The following is a 13,037-nucleotide window of genomic DNA, read 5'->3' as shown; positions in this document are numbered from 1 at the left end:
TAATAATAATTCCTAGTAAGCTCGCTCCTATCCCTAATTCTTTCGTTAGCTTTTTGCCTAGAATCGCTAGATCTATTTCTAGCGAGAGAAGCCAGAAGCCTTTGTTGGCAAGTTTTCTAGCTCGCTTGTCCCCCTGTCAGCATAACAAGTCACTACATACAAGGGGCTTAAACCCTGTGTTGGCAAAACTTGTCGATACCTCAGTAAGGTGAAAAGTGCTATATGTTATGATTTTCAGAGTAAGCCTGAGATGATAAAACACCATGAAAAATCGCATCTTTACTGTTATTTTGTACAAAGAAGATAATATGTACATTGCTGAATGTCCAGAAGTTGGCACAGTAGATCAAGGAGAAACAATTGAGCAGGCGATTGCTGGATTGAAAGAAGCCACACGGCTTTACCTAGAGGAATTTACCTTACCAGAAACATCCCCTAGATTTGTGACCAGTATTGAGGTTAGTTATGCCTAAGCTGCCACGAATCTCTAGTGGGGAGGCAATTAGATCTCTTGAACGCTTAGGCTTCGAGCAAGTTCGTCAAACAGGTAGCCATGTTGTGATGAAGAAAGAAACCGAAGAGGGCAAAATTGGTTGTGTTGTCCCTTTACATCAGGAATTGAAGGTTGGTACATTAAGTGGAATTCTGAAACAAGCCCAAGTCACAGTTGAAGAGTTCATTGAAAATCTGTAGAGTCTGACAAATCACTGCACTCGACGTGATACCAAAAATATTTAGTCCCCCCAGAGAACTCCCATTGAGCCACATACCACACTTTTCTTTTTTTGTCAAATTTTATGTTAAGAAAGATGTAACTAATGGATAGGGGGACTGTCAAAGATTAACCGTCTTCGTATTCGGGGATTCTCTCTTTTTTCTTCTCGGTGATATTGACGCGGGGGGGATTGTAATCCGGTTCCACGTCATCATCCCACATATCATCCTCGGCCTTATCCTCGTAATCGTCGTACTGAGGACGAGAAAAGCTTTCGGTGCGTTCTGAGCGCGCTTCTCCCCAGTTATCTTCTTCTTCCTCGTATTCTTCCTCATAATAACGAGCTTCGGCCCGTTTTTGCGGTGGGGGATTGGCCCGCAGGGGTTCTTTTTCCCATTCGTCTTCACTCCAACGTTCTTCAACGGGTTTAGCGGCCTCAACGGGGGTGCGGAGGGGAATACCCGTACCTAACTGATTTTCTGGACGAGCAGCGGGAGTATAATAAGCTTCTTCCTCTTCTCTTTCCCAGGGGGGACGACCAATACCCAAACGTTCCAAAACTCCCACACTAACCTGCGTGAGACGTTCTTCGGCCCCTTCAAAGACGATTAAGCGATTCGGACCGCTGCTAACCACTTCTTCGATAGAAATTTCGTAGGTACTGATCAATTGTTCGGGGATCAGAGGCAATCCCAGGGAAGCAATGACAATGGAATGTAATTGACCACTAAGGGGATCAAATTGATAATCGCGGACTTTGCCTAAAGGTTCGCCGGTTTCTGTGATCACGTCACTACCGATTAAGGGAGTATAAGCATCGATATCGACGGATTCCAAGACGTTATCATCTTCAACGAGAACCACGTCTCCCGTCTGACTGATGCTCGATAAATACATATATTGAGGCATTCCCGACAGGGAGAGGATATTATCGCGGAGTCCCAGGGCAACCACTTCTCGTTGATCGATATCTACAAGAATATCTTTAACAACGCCGAGTTTTTTGCCTGTATTGCGAGTGATAACCTGTGTATTTAAAAATTCTGAACGTAAGCGACTATTCTCTGTGATCATTTTTTCCTATGGGTAGGCGTTAGGGCGTGGGAATACGAATTATTGTAGGCTTAATATATAGGGCGAAATCGAGTGTTAATTTACCGATATTAGCTTAGATCTTAAAGTTCCCTGAGATTAACACTTTTTTTAGCCTTGTTTGGGCGATAGTTTCGGGTGATAGATAAGGTTAAACCTATTTTAGCTAATTCTTTACATTTTTTTAGTGACAACAAAGCAGGAGCTAGAGAGAAACTCCCTTGACTCCTGCTGTCTAGATTCTGATTACATAGTTAAAGACTGCACCTCAGTTTCGATCAGTTTAGCCAAGTCTTGCAGGAAGGAGGCCGCATCGGCCCCGTAGATGACTCGGTGGTCACTGGTGAGATTAACCGTCATCTGTTTTTGCACTCCGAATAAACCATCTTTATTGACGACGATTTGGGGACGGGAAGCACCCACGGCTAGGATCGCGCCTTGGTTGGGGGGTAAGATAGCCGTAAAGCGATCGACTCCGAACATTCCCAGATTAGAAATGGTAAAAGTACCGCTATTGTACTCTTCCGGTTGCAGTTGTTTACTGCGGGCGCGATCGACTAAATCTTTCCAACTGCGGGAGAGGGAATAGATATCCATCTGGTTAGCAGAGCGCAAAACCGGCGTAATTAAGCCCCCATCGGGCATAGCTACGGCGACAGCGACGTTAATCGCCCCGTGGTATTGAATTCCTGCGTCGCTATAGCAGGCATTAACGATCGGATGTTTAGCGAGGGTGTTGGCTACCGCTTTTGCTAACAGGGCCGTCATGGTGACACCCTTGGATTTTAGCTGTTGATAGAGTTGATCCAGTGGGTCGGTGGTGATAGTGTAGCCCACTTGGAAGGTGGGAACCTGTAGGCTAACCGACATATTCTGAGCGACGGCTTTTTGTAGAGTGGTGAGGGGAACAGTCCGACCGACGACTGGGGCGCTGGCCGGAATCGGGGCTTTAGGAGCCGCTACAGGCACGCTGACGGGTTGCGGGGGAGTAATGACGGGAGCGGGGGCGGTGCTGACTTTTCCTGTCGCTTTTTCTACGTCTTCGGCGGTAATTCGTCCGTGGGGACCGCTACCCACTAGGGTTTTCAGATCCACCTTTAATTCTTTAGCCAGTTTTTTGGCCCTGGGAGAGGCGACTAAACGGCCATTATCTTTAACGGCGGCGACGGGGATCGAAACGGGAGGCGGAGCGATTTCTGGGGTCTCTACGGGCTTGCTAGGGGCAGCTGTGGCGGTTTTTCCCTGAGCTTTGGCCAGTTCAATTTCCTCTTCAGTTTCGGCAATATAGGCGATCGCTTCCCCCACGGGTGCTTCCTGGCCAGCTTCGACTAAAATTACAGCGAGATAGCCATCATAAAACGATTCCACGTCCATGTCGGCTTTGTCGGATTCGACCACTAACACCGTTTCCCCTTTGCTGACTTTTTCCCCGGGGGACTTCACCCAAGAAACTATTTTTCCTTCGGTCATGGTGGAACTGAGCGCGGGCATGAAGATATCTCGAATCATGGTGGAGTGCTTCTATCTCTAATGTTTTGAGCCATAGCGCATTTTACCACAGTTGATGGGGTGTGGGGTGTGGGGAAGTGGGAAGTGGGGTGTGGGGTGTGGGGTGTGGGGTGTGGGGTGTGGGGTGTGGGGTGTGGGGTGTGGGGTGTGGGGTGTGGGGAAGTGGGAAGAATAAATAAAATAATCTACTGAATCCTGACTCCTGACTTCTAACTTCTGACTTCTAACTTCTGACTCCTGCCTCCTGACTCCTGACTCCTGAATCTCGAATACTGATAACTGGTGACAGAGGGAAAAAGAGAAGGGAAAACGGCCCCTTCTCTGCCGTATCTAGACAAAAATTGTTCTAGTTGCCAATATAGACCGGTTGTGCTTGCAGAGATTCGACTAAACCGCGCACGGCTGCCACCATAGCCACCTCATTATCCAATTGATTGATCGCCGAACCAACACCGATACCGGCCGCTCCAGCAGCGATCGCCATAGGAGCGGTAACGCTGGATAAACCGGAAGCGCAGAGGACGGGAACCTTAACCGCATGGGAAATAGCGTGGGCTGCCGCTAAAGTCGGGGCAGCTTTTTCAATCAGTCCCAAAATACCGGCGTGACGGGGTTGACTGCTAGTGCCGCCTTCGGTTTGAATAATATCGGCACCCTGACTAACTAAAGCTTCCGCTAGTCTCACCTGTTCATCGAGGGGCAGCAGATGGGGAACTGTCACAGACAGGGTAATTTCGGGCAGTAAGTCGCGAGTTTGACGGGTTAGGGCTAAAACTTCCGCCGCTTCAAAAATGCGTCCTTGGGCATAAAAACTATCGAAATTACCGATCTCAATTAAATCGGCTCCCGCGTCCACTGCCATCACCAATAATTCTGGCTCGACGGCCGATACACATACGGGTAAATTTGTCAAGGCTTTTACCGCCCGAATTAGGTCAGCATTAGCGGCAATATCGACAAAAGTTGCTCCTCCGGCTGTAGCGGCTTTAACTACTGAGAGAACCTGCGGGCGATCGAAATTATTTAACCCACTAATCACTTTCAGGGCATGACGACGGGCGAAGGCTTGCTGTAAGGCAAAATTGATCATTAATCTACACCTATCTGGAATTCTCAAAAAACATTTTCCCACCTTCTCGCTAGTAAGAGGGTGGGATTTGAGAATTCTTAGGGAAATTTTCTTTAATTTAGGTTTTGATTCTCTTGGTTTTTGCGCTTGAGGTTTTGCAGTTGTTGTAGCAGTACCTCGATTTCCGCTTCTAGATGCAGGTATTTCACCTGTTGGTCAGCTTGGTAGGTGGTGCGAATCTGTTTCATGGCGGAGGATTCCTTAGTTAGTACAGTTGTCATAGCGGTATCTATAGAGTGCTGATTATGTTCAATTGTTTCAATTTGTATATAGTACCTTAACAATGTCTTAAAGAAAACCTTTTTATGGTAGTTTCTCAACTGGCACAGGATGAAAGAGGGGAAAAATTCTTGCAACCAAGGGGATCAGAGTGCGATATACTCAGTCGCGAACGATATTGGCAAGCATGACCATGGTAGCGGTAGCAATTTTAGCAGCGGGTAAGGGAACCAGAATGAAGTCCAGCCTTCCGAAAGTTTTACATCCCCTCGGCAGTCGCTCGCTAGTGGAACGGGTGCTTAATGTCAGCGAATCCTTACATCCCCGGCGAAAACTGGTAATTATCGGTTATCAAGGGCAACAGGTGCGAAATACTCTACAGCATCTTGAGGATATCGAATTTGTCGAACAAAAGGAACAGTTAGGCACCGGCCATGCTATTAAGCAGTTAATCCCCCATTTAGAGGACTTTCAAGGGGATTTGTTGGTCTTAAATGGCGATGTTCCCCTGTTGCGTCCCGAAACCTTGCAAAATCTTCTCCAGATTCATCAAGACCATGGTAACGCCGCCACCCTATTAACTGCTAACCTTCCTAATCCTAAAGGTTACGGTCGGGTTTTTTGTGATGGCAATAATCTCGTTAAGCAGATTGTGGAAGAAAGAGACTGTAACGATGGCCAAAGACAAAACCACCGGGTTAATGGGGGTATATACTGCTTTAATTGGTCAAAATTAGCGGCGATACTGCCTAATTTAAAGCCCAATAACGATCAGGGTGAGTATTATCTCACGGATGTGGTCGATTTTCTCGATCCCGTCATGGCTGTGGATGTGGAGGATTGTTTAGAAATTAGCGGCATTAATGATCGCAAACAATTGGCCGCCGCCTATGATATCCTGCAAACTAGAGTCAAAGATGATTGGATGGCCGCCGGAGTCACCATAATTGACCCCGATAGTGTCACCATTGAGGATACTGTCACCCTCAGTCCCGATGTGATTATCGAACCCCAAACCCATCTGCGCGGTGAGACGATCATCGCTTCTGGTTGTCGTATAGGTCCGGGGAGTTTAATCGAAAATAGTCGCATAGGCAGCGATGTGACGGTCTTATTTTCGGTTATTTCTGATAGTCAGGTGGATTCTGGTTGTCGCATCGGTCCCTATGCTCATTTGCGCGGAGAAGCGAAAATTGGTGCTAATTGTCGAGTCGGTAATTTTGTTGAAATTAAAAAAAGTGACATCGGCAATAAAACCAATATTGCCCATTTATCCTATCTGGGAGATGCCACTTTAGGGGAAAAAGTGAACGTTGGTGCGGGAACAATTACTGCTAATTACGATGGTGTGAAAAAACATCAAACTCTGATCGGCAGTGGCACAAAAACTGGGGCAAATAGTGTTTTAGTCGCCCCTCTAGAATTAGGAAAAAATGTCACCGTGGCTGCCGGTTCAACTATCACTAAAAATGTCTCCGATAATGCTTTAGTTATTGCTCGCCAAAGTCAGCGTGTGATCGAAAATTGGGCAGATCAGTTTCAGTAGGTTATAGCAGTTATCAGTTATCAGTTATCAGTTATCAGACGTGAGTTTTCAGTTTACTGTTTACTGTTCACTGATGCTGATTAAGGCGTTAAATTTGCGCGATGAAGCATGAAATGCTATAAAAATCTCAGTCCTCCCTATAGAAAAGAGTAGAAACTTTATGGCACGCACCGAGTCCACAATGTTAGATTTGGGGACAAAAGCTCCCAGTTTTGCCTTACCCGATGTGGTTTCGGGTGAAACTATTTCTCTGGACAGCTTTGCGGCTAAAACCGCTCTGTTAGTCATCTTCCTCTGTGAACATTGTCCCTTTGTTAAACACATTCAAGAAGAACTTACCCGTCTAGGTCGCGATTATGCTAACACCAATCTGGGTATCCTAGCCATTAGTTCTAATGACGTGGAGAAATATCCCGATGATTCGCCCGAAAATTTGAAAAAAATGGCGATAACTCTTGACTTTAAATTCAATTTATGCTATGACGAAAGCCAAGAAGTGGCGAAAGCTTACACGGCAGCCTGTACTCCCGATTTTTTCCTCTTTGATAGTCAGCGCATTCTAGTGTATCGCGGTCAATTGGATGATAGTCGTCCTAGTAATGGCGTACCGGTGACAGGCAAAGATCTCCGGGCCGCTATTGACAAGGTTTTAACCGGTCAACCGGTGCCGACGGACCAAAAACCGAGTTTAGGCTGTAATATCAAATGGAAACTGGGTAATGAGCCACCCTATTATGGTTAATTAACGAAGGGTGTAGGGTGTAGGGTATAGGGTGTGGGGAGAATAAATAAAATAATCTCCTAACTCCTATCTCCTGAAGACCGACTCCTAACCCCACCAACAAGCTTTTTGCCGCAAACCCTACTTATGAGACTATTTCAAGAGGGTAACCGATTGCTGTGCTAATAGGGCAGTACCATAGGCTGCTTGATCCTGTTGAGATAAAAGCACAGGAACCCCTAAATGACGCTGACGAATTATTCTCCAAGTCGAATTTTTTGCCCCACCACCGGCACTATAAACTCGCTCTAATTTATTGGCTCCCAATTCCTGTAAACGCTGATAACCTAAAGCTTCAATGCGGGCAATACTTTCTAGTAAACCATGCAAAAATTCTAGAGGATTATCGGGGCGAGGAGTCAGTTTTGCGGGTAAAAAAGGATCATTAATGGGAAAACGCTCGCCCGCTTTTAGGAGGGGATAATAATCTAAATTACTTTCTTTTTCTCCATCTATTGCTAAACTATATTTTATCAATTCTTGATTAGAAAAAAACTTCTTTAACACTGCTCCCCCCGTATTAGATGCCCCACCAGTTAACCACAAATTTCCTAAACGATGACTATAGATGCCATAGTTACTATCATCAACTTTCTGGCTACTTAATAACTTTAAGACTAAAGTTGAACCTAAAGATGTCACTGCATCCCCTAAACAATTAGCACCACTGGCTAAAAATGCCGCTATGCTGTCGGTGGTTCCCGTATAAATTAAACAATCTTTCGGGATAGCAAAACGAGTCACTAAATCTGGTTTAATAGTATCGATCGCTGTACCCGGGGCAAAAATTTGCGGTAATAAATTAAACATCGGTAAATTCTCTAACCAATCGGGATAACAGAGATTTTCGAGATCATAACCTAACTTTAAGGCATTGTGATAATCACTAATTCCCAGTTTACCGTGCAGCAGAAATGCTAACCAGTCCGCTTGCGAGAGAAAATAACGCGCTTGGGAAAAAATTTCTTGCTGACTCCACCAAAGTAATTTGGCTAAACTGGAGGTGGCACTAATTACGGGATGGTGAGGGGGTGCAATGCCTTTAATTGCTTCTAAAAACCCAATTCCTCGCCCGTCATTGTATAATATCGCCTCAGAAAGAGGATTACCCCAATTATCACATAATAACACCGTCGAGGAAGTACCATTAATCGCGATCGATTTAAGTTCTGAACGCACCGAATCCCCTAGATTATCCAATAAATAAAATAGGGCCTTTTGCCAATCCTGAAAATTGGCATTAGTGAAAGGATAATGAACCTCAGCGACAATATTTTTGCTAGAATCAATAGCAATCGCTCGCGCTCCCGATGTGCCAAAATCAATACCTAAAGATAAACCCATAGATGTCTTCACAACCCCCTCATTCTGGCTACCATTGGGATGGTATCACTCCCCGATTTTTTGAAGGTTGGTACTTCCGAGTCATGATTCCGCAATTAGCCGACGGATTTGCCTTTATGTATTCTATTCAAGATCCAAGGGGCGGTCAAGTCAATAGCGGCGGAGCAGTGCAAATTTTAGCCATAGAATCTAATTATCTTTGTCGCACTTTTCCCAATACGGATAAATTTTGGGCAAGTCGTCAGCAATTAGCCATTATCCATTGGGGAAAAACTAACTTAAAAATCCGTCCCCGTCTGCTTTCCCCGTCAGATTTTTTTGAGTCTATTCAAGAAGGTTATCAAGCAACAGCAAACCAGCAGCAAGGACGAATTTATGATCCCGTCACTGGAGAAATCTGTCAATGGGATTATCACGTTGAAACTAGGTACAGTTGGGGAGATAAAAAGCGTCCACCCCAAGCAACAGCAGGAATATTATCTTATTTACCGATTTTTGACCCAGGTTGGCAGATTTTAACTGCTCATGGTTTAGCAACGGGAATAATTACCTATCGGGGAAAAAATTATCAATTTGAGAATGTACCTTTTTATAGCGAGAAAAATTGGGGCTATTCTTTCCCCGAAAAGTGGTTTTGGATTAATTGTAATGCTTTCCCTGAAAATCCCGATTTAACCTTAACCGCAGTGGGTTCTACCCGGAAAGTTATTAACTGGACGGAATCGGTGGGAATTATCGGTATTCACTGGCAAAATCGCTTTTATAAGTTTGATATCTGGAATTCTCAACTAACTTGGACAGTGCAACCCTGGGGATACTGGGAAATGAGGGCAACTAACGAGAATTATACCATTGTCTTAATCGGGATCAGTGATCATCCTCCCGATCGCGTGCGTGTACCCACGGAAAAAGGTCTCTGTTTTGCTTGTCAAGATACCCTCAAAGGTAAATTATCGATAAAATTGGCTGATAGTCGTGGTAAAACCCTTATAAATGCCTCTAGTCGTCTAGCTGGCCTCGAAATTGGCGGTATTTGGCCATCAGCTTGGATTAAACAGTGATTTAAATCACCATGGCGACGGGAGAATGTGGAACGAACCACAGAGACACAAAGGACACAAAGATCGATCACTACTATATAAGTCAAACTTATCACACAAAGAATAAGAGAGCCGGGGAACTTGTCACCACACCAGCAATTAGATATTTAATTATAACCACTTACTTAATAAAGATGATAATTGTTTACTTGTCTAACATTTTATCTAATCTTTCCTGAATCAATAAAGCCATAGAAGAACGTAGAAAAAATAAACCAAATAACCCCGCTAAACTGAAGGGAATAATAGCTAGTTTACTATAGTTGGTGTCTAATAAAAATATGGCTGAGATAATGCTAAATCCCAATAAACAGACATTAATTAATACTTTAATTCCCAGATAAATTCTTTTCAAAAGTCGTTCATTTTCTCGTGACTTAACTTGAAAAACTAAATTTCCTCGCTCGATTTTTTCCTCTAATTGACGGATCATTCTTTCGTTTTTATTACCTTTTTGCCATTGTTGTTTAAGAAAAGTGCGAGCTTGATTAGCTAGGGTAAGCATGGTGTTGGTAGTTCCTCCTGATACCGCTAGACTTTTCACAAAAGGTTGACTAGCTGCTAATAAATTATACTGGGGATCTAAAGAGCGGGCAATCCCATCCAAAGTGGTGACAGATTTAATAATAAAAGTCATTTGGGGAGGTAAGCGAAAAGGTTGCTGTTTAAACATTAAATACACTTGATCGCTAATTTGTTCAAAGACCCTCACATCTACCGGTTTATCGCGAAATTCATCTAAGAGAAACTGGACGATATTTCGCACGGGTTGCAGATCTCTAACGGGTTCAATTAAACCCATATACACTAGAGTTTTTAAGACTGTTTCCGTATCCTTTCTCAAGACAGCGAAAAAGGTTTCGATCATTTGATCTTTAGCGACGGATTTTACCTCGAACATCGTGCCAAAATCGTAGAAAATTAACTCCCCTTCCTGACTAACTGCCATATTACCAGGATGAGGATCCGATTGGAAAAAACCATCCTGTAATAGTTGTTTGAGATAGGAACAGATTCCCAGTTGAATAATCCCATCTACGTTAATACCATTAGCTAGTAAAGTCTCTCGATCATCCACTTTAATCCCCGGCACATACTCCAAAGTTAATACCTTGCGGGTGGTATATTGCCAGTAAACTAAAGGGACTTTTACTTGAGGATAATTCTTAAAATTTTCCCGAAAGCGATCAGCATTTTTGCCCTCATGGATATAATCGATTTCTTGAAAGAGTAGCTCAAAGAATTCTTGATAGATAGCTTCTAAATTATATTTTTTTACCACGGGTAAAATATTTAACCAACGGGTGAGACGATGCAACAATTCAAAATCGAGATTAAATAGTCCTTCTAGATTCGGTCTTTGTACCTTAATAACGACTTCTTCCCCACTTAATAACCGCGCTCGATGTACTTGTCCTAAACTGGCACAAGCGAGGGGAGACACGGTAAAACTTGCAAATAAATTATCTAGGGGTTGTCCTAATTCTGTTTCAATAACTCGGATCGCTTCTTGACTATTAAATTCGGGAACTCGATCCTGTAATTGGGTTAATTGTTCGATATATTCGAGCGGAATTAAATCTGCTCGCGTCGATAAAGATTGTCCAATTTTAATAAAAGTTGGTCCCAAATTCATGAGGCGATCAACTAACCATTTCGCTCTCCTTTGCCGTTTTTTGCCCCCATTAGCCCCCGTTAAACGATCCCAGAGCAAAAAAGTCAAAAACTGCGTTGTAAAGCTAAATATCTCCAATTGACGAACAATCGGCGATCGCAAGCTTTGCTGCCAATGTAAAGACTTCGAGGAATCAAAGGGAGTAAGCATCAGTTATCAGTTATCAGTTATCAGTTATCAGCAAAACCGATCTACAGCGTTTCTCGTCAAGGTGAAGTATAAATTAAACCTTGCCGAAGCAAGGATTCCAGTCGCAAAAATGTGCTTCATCTATCTGAGAAATGCTGTCAATTATCCCCTTCCCGTTTGCGAATTCGCTGGTAAAAATCCCGATTTTCAGCTTTTAATCTCTGCGACCAGGTAAACCGAGATCTACCGCTAGACGATGACTGCAAGCAAAACCAGAAAAGGCCACCGCGTTTAATCCTTGACCGGGGAAGGTACTATCTCCCACACAATAAAGATTAGGAATAGCTGTGCGATTAAAGGGCATTCCTAATAAACCTAACAGTTTTCTTCGAGGTATTGGGCCATAACTGCCATCGATTCTATTCAAAAAGCGGCGATGGGTGCGGGCCGTGCCAATTTCGATATAATCTAATCCTGTATCTAGTTTGGGAAAGAGTTTTTTCAGGCGCTCGATGAGACGATGAGCAGCGGCCTCTTTTTTCTGTTGATATTCTTGGGGGGGCAGTTTTTGCCATTGATCAATCCAGCTAGGGGTGAAAGTATGAATGATATGATGGTCCGGGGGTGCGAGGGAGGGATCGAGTAAGGTAGGAATAGAAACAAAGATAGTTCCCTGTTCTGCTTCCATATTTTCCCAATCTTCTAGTAAAATATGGTGACATTCGCTTCCTGATGGCAATACATCGGCCTTAACTCCCAGATGCAAACTCAGGAAACTGGGGGATTTTTGATAGCGTTTTTGCCATTTTTTTTCGCTACCCGGGAGAGATTCCGGGGGGAGCAGTTTCTCGAAGGTATCCCAACGGGTGGCATTAGAAACAATCTTTTTCGCGTAATATTCCTTACCATTGGTCAATTTTACCCCGATCGCCCGTCCTGCATCTAAAATAATCTTATTCACTCTCGCTTGATACTGGATTTCACCACCAGCTTTTTCCAATCCCTCGACTAACTTGAGAGCAATCTGTCCCACTCCCCCCCGGGGGTAGTTAATTCCCCCGTAATGGCGATCGCTAAAGACCATCCCCGCATTAATCATCGGAGTGCGATCGGCGGGTACTACCGACCAACAATAACACTCCATATCGATAAATTTCAATAATTTCGGGTCTTTAATATATTTTCTGGCCACATCTCCCGCATTTTGGGGTAAATACTTGACCAATCCCAAACAGGATAAAGGATGCTGGAAAAAAACCCTAGTCAGATAGCGGGGTTCTTCCAGCGATAGTAAATCCATACTATTGAGGCAATTAAACACCTGCCAGCATTCATCGTAAAAGCGCTGGATACCGGCTTTTTCTGCGGGAAAATGGCTAATTAATTCCTGTAAAAATTGTTCGTAGTCGCGATGAACTTTTAAGTCTAATCCGTCCGGGAGATGATAATGGATCTGGACGGGATCAGCAATGGTTTCGATACTCATATCCACCGCTGCCAAAGCTTTGGTTAGGAGGTTAGTCGTCCCCTTTTTGCCAAAACCAAAAATCATCGAAGCACCCACATCAAAACGATAACCCTCTCGTTCAAAATAACCCGCGCTGCCCCCCGGGATCAGATAACTCTCTAGAACTAAGACTTTTGCTCCTTTTGCCACTAATTGCGTCGCTGTCACCAATCCCCCGATTCCCGACCCAATCACGATCGCATCGTACTGATTACTCATAACTTGACTCGATAAATTGTTGTATCAATTATTGATTGTAACCCTTGACTAGCGGTCATTTATCGGCTAGTT

The 13,037-nt window shown here is 44.0% G+C and carries 12 protein-coding genes; 5 read left to right on the top strand and 7 right to left on the bottom strand.

Annotated elements, in window-relative coordinates; all coding sequences use genetic code 11:
• Positions 1 to 263 precede the first annotated feature (263 nt).
• Both IM485_RS13420 and IM485_RS13415 read left to right on the top strand, forming a co-directional pair.
• Positions 264 to 473, top strand: a complete 210-nt coding sequence (locus IM485_RS13420; RefSeq protein ID WP_002734849.1) for a type II toxin-antitoxin system HicB family antitoxin — start codon at positions 264 to 266, stop codon at positions 471 to 473.
• A complete protein-coding gene (locus IM485_RS13415) occupies positions 466 to 693 on the top strand; it encodes a type II toxin-antitoxin system HicA family toxin (RefSeq protein WP_104397030.1) in 228 nt (75 codons plus the stop codon). The genes IM485_RS13420 and IM485_RS13415 overlap by 8 nt, the downstream gene beginning before the upstream one ends.
• Before the next feature lie 148 nt (positions 694 to 841).
• Here IM485_RS13415 and IM485_RS13410 read toward each other — a convergent pair whose 3' ends face one another.
• The 4 genes from IM485_RS13410 to IM485_RS13395 form a co-directional block, all read right to left on the bottom strand.
• Positions 842 to 1,789 carry a PRC-barrel domain-containing protein gene (locus IM485_RS13410; RefSeq protein ID WP_287743668.1) on the bottom strand — a complete coding sequence of 316 codons (948 nt, stop codon included), beginning with the start codon at positions 1,787 to 1,789 and terminating at the stop codon, positions 842 to 844.
• A 264-nt stretch (positions 1,790 to 2,053) separates the two neighbouring features.
• Positions 2,054 to 3,316, bottom strand: coding sequence for a dihydrolipoamide acetyltransferase family protein (locus tag IM485_RS13405; RefSeq protein WP_287743665.1), 1,263 nt, complete (start codon positions 3,314 to 3,316; stop codon positions 2,054 to 2,056).
• Between the two features lie 346 nt (positions 3,317 to 3,662).
• Positions 3,663 to 4,406: a DUF561 domain-containing protein gene (locus IM485_RS13400; RefSeq protein ID WP_104397028.1), complete on the bottom strand. Its 744-nt coding sequence runs from the start codon at positions 4,404 to 4,406 to the stop codon at positions 3,663 to 3,665.
• Between the two features lie 92 nt (positions 4,407 to 4,498).
• Positions 4,499 to 4,666 carry a hypothetical protein gene (locus IM485_RS13395; RefSeq protein WP_002801704.1) on the bottom strand — a complete coding sequence of 56 codons (168 nt, stop codon included), beginning with the start codon at positions 4,664 to 4,666 and terminating at the stop codon, positions 4,499 to 4,501.
• A 191-nt stretch (positions 4,667 to 4,857) separates the two neighbouring features.
• Here IM485_RS13395 and glmU point away from each other — a divergent pair, with 191 nt between their 5' ends.
• Entirely contained in the window at positions 4,858 to 6,210 is a 1,353-nt protein-coding gene (gene glmU / locus IM485_RS13390; RefSeq protein WP_287743661.1) for a bifunctional UDP-N-acetylglucosamine diphosphorylase/glucosamine-1-phosphate N-acetyltransferase GlmU, read from the top strand.
• Positions 6,211 to 6,370: 160 nt separating this feature from the next.
• Complete coding sequence (locus tag IM485_RS13385; RefSeq protein ID WP_287743659.1) at positions 6,371 to 6,952, top strand: thioredoxin family protein; 582 nt, start codon at positions 6,371 to 6,373, stop codon at positions 6,950 to 6,952.
• Between the two features lie 132 nt (positions 6,953 to 7,084).
• Here the strand turns inward: IM485_RS13385 and IM485_RS13380 are convergent, their stop codons facing one another.
• Entirely contained in the window at positions 7,085 to 8,335 is a 1,251-nt protein-coding gene (locus IM485_RS13380; RefSeq protein WP_287743656.1) for an FGGY-family carbohydrate kinase, read from the bottom strand.
• Positions 8,336 to 8,337: 2 nt separating this feature from the next.
• Here IM485_RS13380 and IM485_RS13375 point away from each other — a divergent pair, with 2 nt between their 5' ends.
• On the top strand, positions 8,338 to 9,396 hold the full coding sequence (locus IM485_RS13375) for a tocopherol cyclase family protein (protein ID WP_104397023.1): 1,059 nt from the start codon (positions 8,338 to 8,340) through the stop codon (positions 9,394 to 9,396).
• A 184-nt stretch (positions 9,397 to 9,580) separates the two neighbouring features.
• Here IM485_RS13375 and IM485_RS13370 read toward each other — a convergent pair whose 3' ends face one another.
• Positions 9,581 to 11,260, bottom strand: a complete 1,680-nt coding sequence (locus IM485_RS13370; protein ID WP_287743653.1) for an ABC1 kinase family protein — start codon at positions 11,258 to 11,260, stop codon at positions 9,581 to 9,583.
• Positions 11,261 to 11,453: 193 nt separating this feature from the next.
• Positions 11,454 to 12,965 (bottom strand): carotenoid isomerase, encoded by a 1,512-nt coding sequence (gene crtH, locus IM485_RS13365; RefSeq protein ID WP_104397021.1) that lies wholly within the window; start codon positions 12,963 to 12,965, stop codon positions 11,454 to 11,456.
• Positions 12,966 to 13,037 lie beyond the last annotated feature (72 nt).

The organism is Microcystis sp. M169S2 (assembly GCF_020245865.1).
GTDB classification, from domain to species: Bacteria; Cyanobacteriota; Cyanobacteriia; order Cyanobacteriales; family Microcystaceae; genus Microcystis; species Microcystis ichthyoblabe_A.
Note: the sequence above shows the minus strand (reverse complement) of the source record. Positions and strands in the feature narration are given on the sequence as shown.